Source organism: Rhizobium sp. CF080 (assembly GCF_000282095.2).
Classification (GTDB): domain Bacteria; phylum Pseudomonadota; class Alphaproteobacteria; order Rhizobiales; family Rhizobiaceae; genus Neorhizobium.
Genome location: NZ_AKKC02000004.1, coordinates 1386080 through 1403397, shown reverse-complemented (window position 1 = coordinate 1403397; position 17318 = coordinate 1386080). Strand labels below are relative to the sequence as shown.

Below are 17318 nucleotides of genomic sequence, written 5' to 3'. Positions count from 1 at the left end.
CGTGAGGCCCCAGGCACCATGCCTGGGGCTGCGGATGGCTAAGATTACGCGAGCGGCAGGATCAGCACGTCACGGGCCGGCACTTCGATCTTGCCGCCGTCATGGGCGTTTCCGACCGGCCAAACCGCCTTTCCAGTAGCGAGCCGGCCATGTCCCTCGGCAAGCTTGACGTCGGTTACCTGCGCCGAGCGGGTTGGGTTGACGAGCCAGAGGAAGCTGCCTTTCTCGCTCTTGTGGATACGCGCGAACAGCGCCTTGTTCGACAGGGTCGCATGGGGCGTGCAGCCGCTCCAGCGCAGCAATTCGGCAAAGAAGGCACCGTTCGCCTTGCCCTGGGACTTGTAATAGGCGACCGAGGGATTGGTGCCGATCAGCAGCGTGCGGCCCTTGCCGTAAGTGTGCTCGACCACGGCCAGCCGTCCGTCGTCGAAATTGCCGCGCGCGGTGCCGCCAGCCAGCACATAGGACTGCAGGAAACCGCCGCCATCGACCGCTGCTCCATCCAGCTTGAAATGGATGCGGTCGCCGATATCCGGCATGAACTCGACCTGATCTTCGCGAGCGCCAAAAACCTTGTCGAGGCCCATGTTCGGCTGCACCTGGCCGACATGGCCGCGGTCGCCGAAATAACCGGGGCAGGCTTCGGCCATCAGCGTGCCGCCTTTTTCCACCCAGGCGGTAATGCGTTTTGCCTGCTCGGCGGTGAACATGATCGGATAGGGGAAATAGAGGCGATCATAGGCATCGATATCGTCGATATGCACCCAGTCCGGCTGGACGCCGTTTTCGAGGAAGGCGCGATAGGCGCCCCACATGGCTTCCGGATACGGCTTTTCCTTGCGGTCGTAGTTCAGGAGGTAATCCCATTCCTGGGTCTCGGGAACGACCAGGATGCCGATCTCGCCCCGCACCGGCTTTGCCTCCCAGAGAGCGGCCTGTGCCGGGTCGTTGGCCCATTTCGCCATGTCGCTCTGCATCTTCGAGCGCGGCGTGCGGGCGCCGTCCATGCCATAGGCGCCGAAGGCACCGAAGAGCGGGCCGTCGAGCAGCGGCCGCCAGCGCAGGTTCAGCACGCCGCGGGCGCCGCCGGCAAACGAGGTCATGCTCCACAGGCGGATATCTTCCGGTTCGGCGACGCGGCCGTCGTCCTTGTCGCGGCCGATCACCTGCGGCTGAAGCCAGAGCGGCCCGCCCTGGCGTTCGGCATGCCAGAAGGGTTTGCCGCGGGCGGCGGCGCGGTTGATGTCGACGCCGTACCAGTTCTTCCAGGCCTCCGCCCCCTTGCGGGCCTGGATCCAGGTAAAGCCGTAGACCTCGACCTTGGAGGCGGCCAGCCAATCGTCGCAGCCGTTCGCCGCCATATTGGGGATCGCGCCTGATATGCCGTGGGCGGCAATGGTGTTCTTCGGATCGACGGCGCGGATGGTGTCGATGCGCCATTGCATCTGGTCGTAGAAATTGTCGCGCTTGAACTGCAGCCAGTCGATGCATTCCGGATAGGGCGCCATGTGGACCGGCGGTTCGACATCCTCCCATTCGGCATAGCTGTAGCGATGCCAGGCCTTGGCGAGCACTTTCAGCGTGCCGTATTTCTTCTCAAGCCAGGTGCGGAAGGCGGACTTCGCATAGCTGCTGTAATCGACATCGGCGGAATAATTGCACTCGTTCCAGACGTCGTAGCCATAGATCGCCGGATGGTCCTTGTAGCGGGTGGCGAGCGCGGTCAGGAACCTGCCGGCCGCCTCCTTCACTTCGGGGCTGTTGAGCGTCAGCGCGCCAGCACCGCCGCCATTGTTGGAAAAGCCGCCGGTCGCAGCGGAAACACCCATATAGGAGCCGAGCTTGGTGCCGTCGGCATTGACCTGCAGCGCATCGGCATATTTGCGAACCGCCCAGTCGGGCACAGCGTGGATGAGTTCGGCGATGACCGTCTTGATGCCGTTCTTTGCGGCGAGATCGAGCTGCCGGTCGTATTCTTCCCAGTCGTAGACGCCGGGCGCGGTTTCGATCGCGCTCCACATGAACCAGTGACGGAAGATGTTGAGGCCGTCCTCGCCCGCCGTCGTGTAATCGCGCTCCCAGTCCTCGCGGGGCGGATTGGACTTGCGGAAATAGACGGCGCCGTAGGGGAATTGGATATCGTTCTTGAGCATGGTCCTGTCCTTCTGCATCGATGTTCGGACATGGCTCCGCCCTCCGGAAAAAGGCTCCGGTCTGGAAGCGGCAAAGATGGTGTCCGGTTAGGTCGGAAAAGCGTTGATCTTAGCGTGGCCCTCCGGCGAGATGGGGCTTCATCCACCCAAGGCCTTCGCTGGTGCCGGCCTTCGGCCTGTATTCGCAGCCGACCCAGCCGTCGTAACCGAGGCGGTCGAGTTCGCGGAGTATGAAATCGTAGTTGATCTCACCGGTACCCGGCTCGTTGCGGCCGGGATTGTCGGCGATCTGCACATGGGCGATCCGCTCCTTCAGGCGGGTGAAGGTGGGGATGAGATCGCCCTGCATGATCTGCATGTGGTAGAAATCGTACTGGATATAGAGATTGTCGGAGCCGACCTTGTCGAGGACGCGTTCCGCATGATCGGTCGTCGACAGGAAGAAACCGGGAATGTCGCGCAGGTTGATCGGCTCGATCAGCAGCTTGACGCCGGCGTCGGCGCAACGCGGCGCGGCGTATTTCAGGTTGTCGACAAGCACCTTTTCCAGAGCGTCGATATCGGCACCCTTCGCCACGAGGCCGGAGATGACATTGACCTGGCGGCAATCGAGCGCCTTGGCATAGTCGAGCGCGAGGGCGACGCCATCGCGGAATTCCCGGATACGGTCAGGCAGGCAGGCGATGCCGCGTTCACCGCTGGCCCAGTCGCCCGAGGGCACGTTGAAGAGTGTCTGGACGAGGCTACTCGCTTTCAATGCATCGACGACCTTCTCTTTCGGCTCGGCATAGGGGCCGAGATACTCGAGCCCGCCGAAACCGTCTTTCGCAGCGGCGGCGAAACGATCAACGAAGGGCAGGTTCTGGTAGAGGAAGGAGAGATTGGCGGAGAATTTCGGCACTGGCACTGTCCTTAGAGAACGGGTGCGACGAAGCGGTGCCGGTGCAGCATGCGCTTGTCGCGGGGGTCGGGATTGGGAACGGCGGAAATCAGGCTCTTGGTATAGGCCTCCTGCGGCGCGGTGCAGATCTGCTCGGCCTCGCCAAGCTCGACGATCTTGCCGCGATGCATGACGGCGACGCGGTCGCAGAAATAGCGCACCACCGAAATGTCGTGCGAGATGAAGATGAAACTGAGGTTCAGCCGCTGGCGGATATCCAGCAGCAGGTCGAGAATCTGGCTGCGGATCGACACGTCGAGCGCCGAGGTCGCCTCGTCGGCGATGATGATGCGCGGATCGAGCGCCAGCGCGCGGGCAATGCCGATGCGCTGGCGCTGGCCGCCGGAAAAGGCGTGCGGATAACGTTCCATGCCCATCGGATCCAGCCCGACGAGGCGCATCAGTTCGGCGACGCGTTCTTCGAGCACCTTGCCCTTGGCGAGGCCGTTGACGACCAGCGGGTCGCCGATCACTTCCTTGACGGTCATGCGCGGATTGAGCGAGGCGAACGGATCCTGGAAGACGAGGCGGACTTCCCGGTGGAAGCCGCGCAGCTCCTTCTTGGTCAGGCTGGTGACCTCGACCTCGCTGCTATCCTTGTTGTGGTAAATGACGCTACCCGTGGTCGGCTCGACGGTGCGCAGGATCAGCCGTCCGAGCGTCGTCTTGCCCGAGCCACTTTCACCGACGATGCCGAGGTTTTCGCCGGGATAGAGATCGAAATTGGCGTCATCGACCGCCCGCAGCGAATTGGTCTTGCCGTGCCAGCCGAAGGTCTTGCCGAGATTGCGGACCGAAAGGATCGGCCGCAGTGGCTGCGATGCCACGGCCACCGCCGGCAGCCTGCCTTCGACATGGCGGGTGAGCTTCACCGTCGAGGCGAGAAGCTGGCGCGTATAGGGATGCTGGGCATCATGGTAGATCGCATCGACCGGGCCTCGCTCGACGATACGGCCGAAGCGCATGACGGCGACGTCGTCCGCCACCTCGGCGACGATGCCCATGTCGTGGGTGATCAGCAGCATCGCCATGCCGCGCTCCACCTGCAGCCGCTTGATCAGGTCGAGGATTTCGGCCTGGGTGGTGACGTCGAGCGCCGTCGTCGGTTCGTCGGCGATCAGGATGTCGGGATTGCCGGCGAGCGCCATGGCGATCATCGCCCGCTGCCGCATGCCGCCGGAGAATTCGAACGTGTATCGGTCGGCCATCTGGTCCGGATTGGGGATTTCCACCTGGCGCAGCAATTCGACCGTTTTCGCCCGCGCCGCGCGCTTGTCGAGATCGCTGTGCAGGCGGACGGCTTCGATGATCTGCGAGCCGATCGTATGGACCGGCGACAGCGAACTCATCGGTTCCTGGAAGATCAAACCGATCCTCCGGCCGCGAATGGCGCGCATGGCCTGGCCATCCGGATCGAGCCTGGCGATGTCGGTAACCGCGCCACCGTTGCGCAAAAGGATGCGCCCGCCGACGATGCTGCCGGGCCTGTCGACGATCTGCAGCAGGGAACGGGCGGTGACGCTCTTGCCCGAGCCGCTTTCGCCGACGAGACAGAGCGTCTGGCCGCGCTTGAGGTCGAAACTGACATTCTCGACGGCATGCAGGATATGCGTTCTCAACCGGAAATCGATCGAGAGGTTCTCGACGGAGAGGACGACGTCTTCGGCAGGATCGGTCATGGTTTCCTCCTCAATTGTCATAGGGGTCGGCGGCATCGCGAAGGCCGTCGCCGAAGAAATTGAAGGACAGCACGGCGACGATCACCGCGAGCGAAGGCCAGATCAGCAGCCATGGCGCCGTCGCCACCGTGCGGATGTTCTGGGCGTCCTGCAGCAGCACGCCCCAGCTGACGACCGGCGGTTTCAGGCCGATGCCGAGGAAGGAAAGGGAAGTCTCGGCAACGATCATGGTAGGCACCGCAAGCGTCACGACGGCGAGAATATGGCTCGTCAGGGACGGCAGGATATGGCGGAAGATCAGCCGCTTCTCGCTCGATCCGTCGAGGACCGCGGCGGTGACGAAGTCTTCGCTGCGAAGGGCGAGGAAGCGGCCGCGCACCTCGCGCGCGAGACTGGTCCAGCCGAGCAGCGAGACGATGATGGTGATGACGAAATAGACGTTGACCGGCGACCATGTCAGCGGGATCGCTGCCGCAAGGCCAAGCCAGAGCGGGATGGTCGGCATGGCGCTGACGACCTCGATGACGCGCTGGATCACTGTATCGATCCAGCCGCCGTAAAAACCTGATATCGAGCCGAGCACGACGCCGAGAACGAGCGACATGACGACGCCGACGAGGCCGATCGACATGGAAATCCGGGTGCCGTAGACCAGCCGCGAGAAGACGTCGCGGCCCAGCCGATCGGCGCCGAGCAGGTACATCGGATCGTTCGGATTGATCGGGCCGATCAGGTGGCGGTCCATCGGGATCAGGCCCCAGAGTTCATAGCGCGGCCCTTTGACGAACAGGCCGATCGGCACGACCTTGGTGTCGTCAACTACGAAGGTACGACGCAGCGCCACCTTCTCAATCTCGACCTTGTAGCCCTTCACATGGAAATTGAACTCCGAACTGCCATCCGGCTTGGTGACGAAGAAGCTCAAGCCCTGTGGTGGCGCATAGGTATATTGCGGCCGGGAGGTCGAAGGCAGGCTGGGCGCCAGGAATTCGGCAAACAGGCCGATCAGATAAAGGATCAGGATGACCATGCCGGCGAACATCGCCACCTTCTGGCGGACCAGCTTGCCGGCGATCAGCTTCCAGGGGCCGACGGTTGCGGTCGAAACGGTCTTGCCGGCCTTCAGCGGACTGATCGAGGGGCCGTCGGTGACGGTATGTACTGGGCCGGAATAGGTTCCGAATGTCTCGTGCGCGCTCATGCGGCCTCCCTCAATTGAACCGGATGCGCGGATCGAGCAGCGCGAGCAGCAGATCCGAGAGCAGCATGCCGACAAGGGTGAGGGCACTCAAAAGCAGGATAAAACTGCCGGCGAGATACATGTCCTGCGACACCAGCGCCCGAAACAGCAGCGGGCCGGCGGTTGGCAGGTTGAGCACGATGGCCGTGATCGTCACACCGGACACCAGATGCGGCAGCACCCAGCCGATTGCCGAGACGAACGGGTTGAGGGCGATGCGCACCGGATATTTGAGAATGACCTTGTATTCCGGCAGACCCTTGGCGCGGGCGGTGATCACATAGGGTTTGTGCAGCTCGTCGGTCAGGTTGGCGCGCAGGACGCGGATCAGCGCCGCCGTTCCCGAGGCCCCGATGATGATGATCGGAATCCACAGATGGGCGAGGAAATCGCCGACCTTGGCAAGGCTCCAGGGAGCCTCGGCGAATTCGGGAGAATTGAGGCCACCGACGCTCTGGCCGAGATAGCGGTAGGCGACATACATCAGCACCAGCGCCAGGATGAAGTTCGGCACGGCAAGCCCGATGAAGCCGAAGAAGGTGAAGACGTGGTCGCTGATCGAATGACGGCGTACGGCGGAATAGATGCCGATCGGCAGCGCGACGATCCACACGAACAGCAGGCTTAAGAGCGAGATGACCAGGGTCGAACCCATCCGGCCCCAGATCAGGCCCGAGACGGGCTGGTTCCACTCGAACGAGTGGCCGAAATCGCCACGGCTGACGATACCCCAGATCCATTTGAGATACTGGATGTAGAAGGGATCGTCGAAGCCATAGATTTCCTTCAGCCGCTCTATCTGGGCCGGATCGACTGCCTGGCCGCTGTCGCTCATCGTGGCGATCATCGACGTCAGGTAGTCACCCGGCGGCAGCTGGATGATCAGAAACGATATCAGCGACATGCCGAACAGCGTCGGGATCATGTAGAGCACGCGCTTGAAGATGTAGCCAAGCATCGGAATAGTTCTCCTCCCGTTGAAGACGCCGCGCAGGCGCCACCTTCGGATCTCCATCCGCTCCCGGCCCCTCCAGGCCGGAAACGCTCCTCCATTCGTCTCCCACCCTATTTCCAGGTGAGATGCAGCACCTCCAGCCGCTCTATTCCCGGCACCTCCACTTCCGCGCGTCCATCCTTCACGCTGAAGCTTGCCGCCCGGTCCGCGACGACGAGCCAGGCTTTCGCCACCGACTTGCCGTTTGGAACTTCCACCGAAACGGTCTGGGCCGCCAGTGGATAATTTTCGCGTATCGGCCCTTTCATCATCATCGGGTTGGTGAGGTTGAAAAGGCTGAGGGCGATACCCTCGGCGTTTTCCCTGAACGCCAGGTCAATGACGCCCGGGCCGTTCACGGTGACCTGCGGGGTCTTGCCGAGCGCCCAATGGACAGCGTTGGAGAGCAGTCGGCCGTGGTCGACGGCAAAGACTTCCCAGAAGATTTCGCCGATGTTCCAGGGAATATAGACCGTGCGGCCGCCCTTGCCGGTTTCGCGGGCGACGACCGCTGCCCCTTCCGGCGCCTTGCGCGGATACACCTCCTCCATGGGAAGGTCCGGGAAATCGGGAACGTAGAGGAAAGGCGTCTCGGCGCCGTCCGCCGTCTCAACATGGATCAGCCTTGTGCCGCCCATGATCCGCTCGGCGCCGTCAAAGCCCTTGTTGACCGGGTGGTCACCGGACAGCGCCACATAGGTGTTCTTGACGATGCCGCGCGGGCCGGAGACGAATTTTGCCCCGAGCACGTCCGAGAGGCCGAATTCGGGGCGCGTCTTGCCGAATTCGTCACGGAGCGACGTTTCATAGGAGGCGACGACACTGCCGCCGCGCCCAACATAGGCGCGGATGGCCTCGTTCTGCGCATCCGAAAGGCAGGAGGCGTTGGCGAGGATGATGACCTTGAAGCGATCGAGATTGTCCTTGGTCAGCACCTGATCGGACAGAAGCTCGAAAGGCAGGCGTGCCTCGACCAGGGCGTGGTAGACGCCGAGATCGTGTTTTTCCGCGGCATGGCGTTCTTCCGGCGCCCAGTGGCGCAAGGTGGTCGACGGGTCGATCACGGCGATTTCCGCTGTCGGCCTCATGCTTTCGATAACCGGCTCGACGGCCGACTGCAGCACGAAAGCCTCGGCGACCGGATCCACCCATCGCTTGTCGGGCACCACGCCGTTGAATTTCGTGAACCAGGCGAAAAGCCCGTGGGCCGTGCCGTTGTTGATCCACAGCTGCATTTCCTCGCCCGAGGTCACGGCATCCTTCCAGCGGTATTCCTCCTCCGGGCCGATCGAGGTGATCAGCACCACGGGGCGATCGGCAAAGGTGGCGCGGATGCGCTTGCCGTTGCGCCCGGCCGACCAGCCGAGCTCCAGCCCCTTGCGGCCCTGGTGGTCGACGACGAGGAAGGGGCAATGTTTGGTGATGACGGAGAGATCGAACTCCATCAGCGACGCGCCGCTCATATTCGGGATGAAGCTTGCATGCGGCCGGATGGCTTTGACCGCGTCGTCCCACTGGGCGATCATGTCGGTCAGCACGCGGCGGCGCCATTGCAGCCAGGCTTGCCAGGCCGGGTCTTCGGCATCCGCCTTCTTGGGCAGGGCGTAGCCGGACATGTCCTTGAAACGGCGGGCGCTGTTTTCGCTATAATCGACGCCGTGGCCCTGCCAGCGATTGGCGAAGATCGCGTCGATATCGTATTCGCGGACGATCTCCTTCACCACCTCCGGCATGAATACGGAGTTGTAGTCGCCATAGGCATTGGTGACCCATACATCCGGGTAGGCCCAGTGGCGGCGCGGCGTGCCGTCGGCATTGATCATCACCCATTCCGGATGGGCCTTGGCCGCATCGTCATGGATGGCATGCGGATCGACGCGGGCCATGACATGCATGTCGAGCTTGCGGGCCGCACCGACAAGCGCGCCGAAAATATCCTTATCGCCCAGATATTGGCTGACGTAGTGGTAGGATACCTTGCTTGGATAGTAGGCGATGTAACCGCCGGCGCTGAGGCAAACGGCGTTGGATTTCGTGCGCTTGAAGACATCGATCCAGAAGGCGGGGTCGTATTTGTCCGGATCGTCCTCGACGAAGGTCAGCTGTGTCCAGCGCGTCGCGGTCCTGAACCAGTCCGGGGTCCGCAAGGTGTCGGTGTTCTGTCGTCTCGCCTCAAGCATGATAGCATCCAATCATCAGAAAAAGGGGCGCCCTCGGCGCCGGCCGACTGAAGCCGGCGCCCGGAAAACATCGGAAATTGCGAGGCCATCAGACCTTGTAGAACTGCTCCGGCATGGTCGGGGCAGGGGTCGGCCAGCCGAAAGAATTCGGCATGGTCTTGGTGATGTTCTTCATGTTGTTCTTGACGATGCCGTAGCCATCCGGCGGCTGCGAAATGCCGAAGACATAGAAGGTTTCCGCAGCACCCTGCAGAATCTGTTTCATGATCTCGCGCTGGCCGGCCTGATCCGAGGTCGCCTTCAGCTTGTCGTAGAGTGCGAGCAGTTTCTTGGTATCCTCAGGCGGTTCCTCGGCATTGGCGTTCTTGGGGTCGAGATACCAGAGCTGCCAGGCCGGGGCATACATCGCATTGCTGTCGGTCGGCACGTAGTAGCGGGGATCGAGCATCGCCGCGACGCCGCCATTGGCGCCGAACTGGTGCGCGGTCGCGTCGAAATCGCGACCCTGGCGAACGCGGGTCTCCCAGAGGGAACGGTCCATGGTGCGCATCTGCGCATCGATACCGACCGCCTGGAACATCGGGATGACCAACTGGAAGAGATCGAGGAAGATCGGGCGTGCCTGGTCGATCTCGAAGATGATCGTCAGCCGCCGGCCCTTCTCGTCGAGACGGAAATTCTGCCCGTCGCGCTTCGGGATCAGTTCGTCGAGCATGGCATTCGCCTTGTCAACGCTGTACTCCGTGAACTGCTTGGCAAGCACCTCATTATAGAGCGGATCGCCTTCCTTGATCGACGGCTGGGCGGGCGCGCCCTGGCCGACGAGCACCGCGTCGATCAGCGTCTGGCGGTCAAGTGCCGTCGAAAGAGCTGCGCGGAACTTCTTGTTTCGGAAGAGCTTTCGCTTCGTCTCGTCGTTATGGTTCAGGTTGAAGATGAAGTTCATGACGTTGGCCTCGGTCGAGGTCAGCGTGTAGAAATCGTAGTCGCCCTGCTTGCGCGCGTCGTAGAGAACCGACTTGTTGTTCGGTGTCGCGATATATTGGTCCATCAGGTCGATTTCGCCCTGCATGCATTTCAAGAGCAGCACCTGCGGATCGGCGACCATTTGATAGACGATGCGATCCATATAGGGCAGCTGGTTGCCCGCGGTATCGACCTTCCAGTAGTAGGGGTTGCGCTCGGCCACCACCCGCTCGGTATTTTCGCCCGGCGCGATCGTGAACATCCAGGCATTGAGACACGGCTTCTTCGATGAGTTGAGGAAGAAGGCATTGTCGTCCTGGAAACCGGAGGCCGACTGAAATGCGGCGATCCAGCTCTGGAAACCGCGCTGCTTGGCCAGTTCGTCCGCCTTGGGATTGTAATCGATGTGGAACTGCTCGAGATAATGCTTGGGGCAGCGGGTGGTGTGATCCCAGTTGGACCATGCAACCTGCAGCGGGAACATAACGTTAGGCTTCTCGAAGATGACCTTGAAGGTCTGCTCGTCGACCACTTCGAGCTTTGCAGGCTTGCCGGAAGTCTTCCAGTGGCCCTGGCTGGTGACGGCGACGCGCTTGTCGGTGAGGATGGTGTCATACCAGAACTTGACGTCGGCGGTGGTGTAGGGATGTCCGTCGGACCATTTCATACCCTTGCGCAGGCGGATGGTGTAGACGGTGGAGTCGGCGTTTCCTTCGAAGGCTTCCGCGACATTGAGCGTCACGCCCGACCAATCCGGCGTATACCGCAACAGGGGCTCATAGGCCTGGTAGCGGAACAGCATGGAAAGTGAACCGCCGCCGACCAGCGCCAGCTTCCAGTCGCCGCCGTATTTCCCAACGCTTTCAACAGGTTTGATGACAAGGGGGTTGGCAGGCAGCCGATCCTTGGCCGGAGGAAGGGCGCCGCTTGCGACCTTGTCCTTCAAAAGGCCTGCTTCCTTGTAGTCGACGGCTAAGGCCGGCAGGGCCGGCAAAATCAAAACGGCCGAACTCCCGGCCAGAAACGCACGACGTTTCAGCTTGATCATGAGTGTCTCCTCCACACAGTCCCCGCCGTTACCTATTATTTCCCTTGGGCGTGGATAACGAAAAGTTTGCATTAGAATACTGTTAGGTAAAGTGTTATGTAATGTTGTTTGGGAAAATTGCGTTTTGCAGCGCAGCAGCTTAATCGGGCGGTGGCTGCGGAGGGGTGTAGAATGAAGAGCAGAGGACGGGTCACCTTACAAACGATCGCGCGCGAGGTCGGCCTCTCGAAATATGCGGTCTCCAGATCGTTGTCAGGCAAGAGCGGTGTCAGCGATGAAACCCGCGAGCGCATTCGTGAGGCGGCTCAGCGTCTCGGCTATAGCAAACCTGCCAACCAGGTCGCGTCAGGCGATATCGCGGTGGTCTTTCACGACCTCGATCCCGTCAATAGCGAGCTATACATGCAGATCCAGAACGGCGTGCAGGCAGAGGCGCACCGGCTAGGCATGGCCCTCAGAATGTTATGGACGCACAGCCAAGGCCAGCTCCAAGAACTGGCCCACACCTGCGCGGGGCTGCTGCTCGTCGGGCCGCATGACCGCGAGGCGATCCGCGCCGCGATGGCGACCGGCACTCCGATCATCCGTTTCGGCTGGGTCGATCCGCTCGAGGATTCCGATCAGGTCTCCGGAACCGATCACGAGGCGGGGCAGGCCGTGATACAATATCTGGTCGATCTCGGCCACCGCTCCATCGCCTATGTCTATGGTACCCCCGGCTATCGCGGCCGCCGCGAGCGTTTTTATGGCGCGCGAGAAATTGCCGAGCGCTACCCGAACGTTGTGCTGCATGTCCTGCAGTTCGAGGAGCAGAACGGTTTTGCCGACGCCTATCGGGCGCTGAAAGACAAGGGCGATCGACCGACCGCCTTCTTCTGCGCTCATGACGGCCTGGCGCTCACCGTTGTTTCCGAACTCCTAGGCCAAGGCTACCGCATCCCCGATGATGTCTCGGTGGTCGGTTTCGGCGATTTCTCGCCGGCAAAGCAGATTTCGCCGCCTCTGACGACGGTGCGCATGGAAGGACAGGAATGCGGGGCCGTCGGTCTGCGGCTCCTGCTTGAGCGGATCGAGAACCCGCGCCAGCCGGGTACGCCGGCCCGCAGGGTTTATGTCGCATCGAGGATCGTCGAACGTCGATCCAGCGGTCCATGCAAGGGCGGCGCCCATCCGAGCGATCAGGCGGTATCTAGGCAAGAACCTCGGATAATCTCCGTCTGATGGTCCCCCCCGCTGTCGCCGGTCCTGGCAGCTCTGCGCTTTGGCGGCGGATGGCTTCGACGGCCTATTTGAGGCTCTTCATATCCACAATGTCCATGTCGGTGAAGGACTGGTTGTCACCAGCCATGCTCCAGATGAAGGCGTAGGCGCCGGTGCCGGCGCCGCAGTGGATGGACCAGGGTGGTGAGAGCACGGCCTGCTCATTGCGGACGATCAGATGGTTCGTGGCCGCCGGCCGGCCCATAAGGTGGACGACGAAGGCGTTTTCCGGGATCTCGAAATAGAGGTAGGCCTCCATTCGCCGGTCGTGCAGATGCGCTGGCATGGTGTTCCAGACACTGCCGGTTTCCAGCCGGGTAAGCCCCATCAGCAACTGGCAGGTCGGCAGCACTTTCGGATGAAGGTATTGGTAGAGCTTGCGTTTGTTCGACGTTGCGCCGTCACCGAGATTGTTCTCGATCGCCTCTGCGCTGCTGACGATCCGTGAGGGCAGGGTGGTGTGCGCCGGCGCGCTGTTGATATAGAATTTCGCTGGCGCCGACGGGTCATTGCTCTCGAAGAAGATCTCCTTCGTTCCCATTCCGAGGTAAAGCCCGTCCATGGACTGGAGCTCGTAAGCCTTACCGTCGGCGGTGACGCGGCCCGGTCCACCGATATTGATGAGGCCGAGCTCGCGGCGCTCCAACAGGTAGTCGGCGCCGACAATCTTCGCCAGTTCGCTGCCGACACCGAGGCTTGCCTGCGTCGGCGCCGCACCGGCCACCAGCATCCGGTCGTAGTGGGTGTACACCGCCTGCAGGGTTCCCGCGACAAAGAGATCCTCGATCACGAAATTTTCGCGTAAGTCCGCGCTCGTCATGCGCTCCGACTGGGTGTAGTGAACGGCATGGCGCGTCCGGACATCGATCGTCATGGTCTGGTTTCCTCCTGTTTATCGGCGGGTGCGTTGCTACCGCTTGACGGCAGCGCTGAGCTCGACCCGGCCCCCTGGCCGCGCAGACTGGGGCATCACCGATTGCGTGTCCAGCAGCGTTTCCGCATAGGCCATCATCAGCGGTCCGACACCCTTGATGTCGTCGGGGCGGATTTCCTCGGAGAGATAATAACCGACCGTTCCGTCGCGGTAGCGGCCGTTGAAGCCTCCGAGGCCGGCGACGCAGCAGATGTTGTGGAGCCTCAGCCTGCCATCCGCATCCCGCCGTAGCTCCTGCCCGGTCAGCGATTGCAGGCTCGTCCGACCGGCCTCGGAAACGGAGGCAGGGCCGCCGAGCCGTGCAAGCTTCTGGAGAAAATAGGAGAACATCGCCGTGGCGGAGCTTTCCGGATAGTTCAACGCCTCGTCTGGCTGGTCGATCACCTGCAGCCAACGGTGATCGATGGTGCGAAGAGCGATGAGCCGGGATGCCAGTGCTTCGGCGCGACCGGTCAGCTCCCGCCTCGCCGTACCGGTCGGCAGGTTTTCGATGATGTCGACGAAGGCCATTGCCAGCCAGCCGATCGACCTCGCCCAATGCGCCGGCGAAAGGCCGCTTTCCACGTCCGCCCAGGACTGCTGACGGGCTTCGTCGTAGCCGTGACGGTAAAGGTCGGCCTCTTGGTCGTAAGTCAGGTCCAGCGCCGTGGTGAATTGCCGGAGCGCCTCCTCGACAGCCTGAGGCCTTGAAACCGCGCGGGCATATTCGACCTTGAAGGGCAGCGCCATGTAGAGCCCGTCCAGCCAGATCTGATGCGGGTAACGCAGCTTATGCCAATAGACGTCGCTGTCGGTGCGCGGATGCGTTTCGAGCTGCGTCGCCAACGGAGCGGCAGCATCGAGCCAGCGGCTTTCGCCCGTATGCCGGTAGAGAAACACCAGGGCACGGCCGGGCAGGATGTTGTCGATGTTGAACTCGTCGATCTCGTAGCCGACCAGCCGCCCCTGTGCGTCGATCTGGCCGCTCACCAGCCGGATGAGATGATCCAGCCACTGGCGCCCGCCGGTCGCCTCGTAAAGCGCGATCAGGCCGCGATACAGGCAGCCGTCTTCGTAGCACCAGGCGCCGCCTTTATAATATTCATAGTCGCGTATGTAGGTCTCGAAATAGTCCTGAAGCATCGGATTTCAGTCTTGGGCTGGATGAATGGAGACGGGGGAGAGCCTCGCGAGGCGGCTAAAGACGGTGTTTTCCGCAACGATTCCGGCATGCCGGAGCGGCGGGAGAAGAGAGGCCATCTCCGGCACCTCGGCCTCGGCATCCGACGCGAAGGAAACCGTGTAGTTTTCAAAGGCAATGTCGCGGATCACCGATTCCGGCAGGCCGTAGAAGACGGCGGCTGCCGTTCGCGCGCCGGAAACGGTGACATTCTCGACGGTAATCGACCTTATGCTGGGTGTTTCCACGGAGACCGGCAGCGGGGAGCGGGACTGGACATAGTTCGACTGGCCGTCCGCATCGCAGAAATAGAAGGAATTGACGGCAACCGGCGTGGCCACGTCCTCCATCAGGCTGTCTGAGAGCCGTATATCGGCGACCAAACCGCCGCGTCCCCTGCGCGTCTTGATGCGCAGCCCGCGGTCCGTTCCCTTGAAGTGGCAGTTTCGGATGGCGATGTCGCTTATGCCCGCGCTCATCTCGCTGCCGATCACCACCGCGCCATGGCCGCGCTCCATCAGGCAGTTTTCGATCCGCACATGCTCGGTGGGACGGTCCGGTCCGCCGAGCGGGCTGCGTTTGCCTGCCTTCAGCGCGATGCAATCGTCGCCAACCGAGATGTGCAGGCCGACAAGGCGGATATCGGAGCTGCTTTCGGGATTGAACCCATCGGTATTCGGGGAATCCGGATCGTTCTCTATGGTGAGGTCGGCGGCTATCAGCCCTTTGCAGAGGACCGGATGGACCGTCCAGGATGGCGAGTTGCGGATAGTGAGGCCGGAAAGCGTAACGTCCTCGCAAGCCGACAGGAAGACGGTGCGGGCGCGCCGCGCGCCCTGGCGCGTCTCCTTCGGCCATGACCACCAGTCGCCGCGATCGCCGCCGCCGTCGATGATGCCGGCGCCGGCAAGATGCACCCCCCGGCAATCTATCGCGTTGATCAGGCTGGCATAACAGGCCTCCGCCACGCCTTCCCAGGTGCCGAGGATGCGGCCGTCCGCATGGCGCGCCGGCAGGATGGGAAAGTTTTCTCTGCTCGCAATTGCCGCGAGTTCCCCGCCGTCTTCGACGAGCAGAGCCATATGGCTTTTGAGGAAGATCGGACCGCTCAGCCAGCGGCCGGCCGGTATTCTCAGCGTGCCTCCGGGCGGGAGCGCTGCGATGGTGCGCTGGATCGCCGGCGCGTTGTTCGAGGCCTCGGGGGAGGCGCCGAAATCGCGGATGTCGAGCAGGGCGGTTTCCTGCCGTGTGGTGAATTCGAGCCGGGCACTCCCTCCATGGAGATGATAGGTCGCGCCCGGCTCGAGGGAGGTGACCGTGAAGACGACGTTGCGTATCGCCCCCTCGGCCACCATCGCGCCATCGGGCCCCCAGACCTGCCAGGCAAGCGCTTCATCGCATGCGTGGAGATGCCTTTCGGCATCGACGCTGAAGGTCGCGCTGCGGGGTCCGGCGATCAGGAGTTCGATGGCGACGTCCGTCACGTCAAATCCCCGTCAGTGCCTGGTTGATGCCGGCGATGATCTCGGTCGCGGTGTCCTTGGCGGACTGCTGGCCATAGGCGAAGGCCTCGAAATTGGTGTCGAAGACTTCGGTGACGCGCGGATGCTCGTTGAGCGGTGAGACGCCGGGACTGGTCGGCTCCATCACCCGCTTGTAGGCTTCGATCTGCACCGGCTTGATCTTGCCTTCCTTGGACAGCGTGTCGAGCGCCACCTTGCTGGACGGAATGCCGCGCGTCGCGCCCATGATCTTGACCGCTTCCGGATCGTTGAGCAGGCAGTTCAGCACCTGCGCCGCCGCCTTCGGGTCCTTGCTGTTCCTGGAGATCGAGAACAGCATCGAGGGCTTGCGATAGACGCCGTCTGTCTTGGCGCCCTCGATGGTCAAGAGCTTGACGGGAACCAGTTCCTGGCCCTTTTCCATCGGCGTTGCGATCTTGCCGTAAGTGCTGTCCCACTGGTAGGTGCCGGCGATCTGGCCCTTGGCCCATTTCTGGTTTTCGTGCAGCGGCTTGTTGCCGCCGGCGGCAACCGTTTTCCAGCTCTCGATCACGCCCTTGTCGACCAGGGTCTGGTAGAATTGCAGGCCTTCGGCAAGCTCGGCCTCGGTCCAGGCGACCTTGTTGGTGGCGGGGTCGATCAGGTCCTTGCCGGTTTTCTGGGTCGTGCGGAGGATGACCATCAGGCGTGCGTCGAGGGCGGCGCCTTCGAACGGGAAATAGTCCTTGCCGAGCTTTTCCTTCATCTTCGGTGCAGCGGCGATCAGCTCTTCCCAGGTCTTTGGGATCGGGATGCCGGCCTTGTCGAAGGTCGTCTTGTTGAACATGAAGACGCGGCCGGTGGTGGAGACGGAAATGCCGTTCAACTTTCCCTTGACGGTGCCGCTATCGAGATCCGACTTCGGCCACTGGCTGAGGTCGATGATGTCCTTGTACTGGTTGAGGTCGGCAAAACCGTCGCCGTTCTTGGTGAACAGCGGCAGCCACGGCCAGTTCACCTGCATGATGTCGGCTTCTGTGCGGCCGGCGAGCTGGGTGGCGATCTTTTCCTGATGTCCCTGGAAACCAGTGAATTCAGGCGCGATCGTGTGGCCGAACTTGGCACCGCAGATCTTCAGGGCCTCCTGGGTGGCGATATGGCGGTCGTCGCTGCCCCACCAGGACATGCGCAGATCCGAGGCGAATGCGGTCGAAAGGCTGGTGGCGGCAAACAAAGCCGCCGTCATGATCATGGTTCTCATTTTGGCTCCTCCCAAGTTGGAAC

At 62.2% G+C, this 17318-nt stretch carries 12 protein-coding genes; 1 reads left to right on the top strand and 11 read right to left on the bottom strand.

Going from position 1 to position 17318, the window contains the following annotated elements; all coding sequences use genetic code 11:
- Positions 1-44 precede the first annotated feature (44 nt).
- The 7 genes from PMI07_RS13465 to PMI07_RS13435 all read right to left on the bottom strand — a co-directional run bounded on the left by PMI07_RS13465 (position 45) and on the right by PMI07_RS13435 (position 11200).
- On the bottom strand, positions 45-2153 hold the full coding sequence (locus PMI07_RS13465; protein WP_007757722.1) for a beta-galactosidase: 2109 nt from the start codon (positions 2151-2153) through the stop codon (positions 45-47).
- 109 nt (positions 2154-2262) lie between these two features.
- The gene (gene otnI, locus PMI07_RS13460) at positions 2263-3054 is read right to left on the bottom strand and encodes a 2-oxo-tetronate isomerase (RefSeq protein ID WP_007757724.1); all 792 of its coding nucleotides are present in this window, start codon (positions 3052-3054) and stop codon (positions 2263-2265) included.
- 11 nt (positions 3055-3065) lie between these two features.
- Positions 3066-4772: an ABC transporter ATP-binding protein gene (locus PMI07_RS13455; protein WP_024163793.1), complete on the bottom strand. Its 1707-nt coding sequence runs from the start codon at positions 4770-4772 to the stop codon at positions 3066-3068.
- Positions 4773-4782: 10 nt separating this feature from the next.
- Complete coding sequence (locus PMI07_RS13450) at positions 4783-5973, bottom strand: ABC transporter permease (RefSeq protein ID WP_007763622.1); 1191 nt, start codon at positions 5971-5973, stop codon at positions 4783-4785.
- 10 nt (positions 5974-5983) lie between these two features.
- Positions 5984-6970 carry an ABC transporter permease gene (locus PMI07_RS13445; RefSeq protein ID WP_007763616.1) on the bottom strand — a complete coding sequence of 329 codons (987 nt, stop codon included), beginning with the start codon at positions 6968-6970 and terminating at the stop codon, positions 5984-5986.
- Between the two features lie 107 nt (positions 6971-7077).
- Complete coding sequence (locus PMI07_RS13440; RefSeq protein WP_007763610.1) at positions 7078-9186, bottom strand: alpha-amylase family protein; 2109 nt, start codon at positions 9184-9186, stop codon at positions 7078-7080.
- Between the two features lie 88 nt (positions 9187-9274).
- Positions 9275-11200, bottom strand: coding sequence for an ABC transporter substrate-binding protein (locus tag PMI07_RS13435; protein WP_007763607.1), 1926 nt, complete (start codon positions 11198-11200; stop codon positions 9275-9277).
- Positions 11201-11371: 171 nt separating this feature from the next.
- Here PMI07_RS13435 and PMI07_RS13430 point away from each other — a divergent pair, with 171 nt between their 5' ends.
- Entirely contained in the window at positions 11372-12421 is a 1050-nt protein-coding gene (locus PMI07_RS13430; RefSeq protein ID WP_007763605.1) for a LacI family DNA-binding transcriptional regulator, read from the top strand.
- 64 nt (positions 12422-12485) lie between these two features.
- Here PMI07_RS13430 and kduI read toward each other — a convergent pair whose 3' ends face one another.
- From kduI to PMI07_RS13410, 4 genes are read right to left on the bottom strand one after another with little or no spacing between them, the layout of a single operon-like run.
- Positions 12486-13334 carry a 5-dehydro-4-deoxy-D-glucuronate isomerase gene (gene kduI / locus PMI07_RS13425; RefSeq protein WP_007763603.1) on the bottom strand — a complete coding sequence of 283 codons (849 nt, stop codon included), beginning with the start codon at positions 13332-13334 and terminating at the stop codon, positions 12486-12488.
- Between the two features lie 36 nt (positions 13335-13370).
- On the bottom strand, positions 13371-14516 hold the full coding sequence (locus tag PMI07_RS13420) for a glycoside hydrolase family 88 protein (protein ID WP_024163792.1): 1146 nt from the start codon (positions 14514-14516) through the stop codon (positions 13371-13373).
- 6 nt (positions 14517-14522) lie between these two features.
- The gene (locus PMI07_RS13415) at positions 14523-16037 is read right to left on the bottom strand and encodes a glycoside hydrolase family 28 protein (RefSeq protein ID WP_024163791.1); all 1515 of its coding nucleotides are present in this window, start codon (positions 16035-16037) and stop codon (positions 14523-14525) included.
- A 1-nt stretch (position 16038) separates the two neighbouring features.
- Positions 16039-17295, bottom strand: coding sequence for an ABC transporter substrate-binding protein (locus tag PMI07_RS13410; RefSeq protein WP_007775286.1), 1257 nt, complete (start codon positions 17293-17295; stop codon positions 16039-16041).
- Positions 17296-17318 lie beyond the last annotated feature (23 nt).